This window comes from Anaerovibrio lipolyticus, assembly GCF_021531495.1.
Lineage (GTDB): Bacteria > Bacillota > Negativicutes > Selenomonadales > Selenomonadaceae > Anaerovibrio.
On sequence record NZ_JADYTY010000126.1, the window covers coordinates 1 to 230 of the forward strand.

1 pseudogene is annotated in these 230 nt (G+C 35.2%); it reads right to left on the reverse strand.

Going from position 1 to position 230, the window contains the following annotated elements:
- Positions 1–10: 10 nt before the first annotated feature.
- Positions 11–230, reverse strand: a pseudogene (locus tag I6E26_RS11180) (hypothetical protein); the annotation flags it as partial.

Below are 230 nucleotides of genomic sequence, written 5' to 3' on the forward strand. Positions count from 1 at the left end.
TAGTTTCTGTTTAAAGTAAAGAGATATAGCGATTGAATTCAGAAGGAGCAATTCCAAGAGCCTTCATGGCCTTCTCAGGAGATAAGTTCAAATTACGCATCAATTCCTTTATAGACTCAATCTTACCTTCAAATTTACCCTCGATTTTACCCTCAATTTTACCCTCAATTTTACCTTCAATTTTGCCCTCTGCTTTACCTTTATTGTAACCAAAATCTTGCATTTCCTGT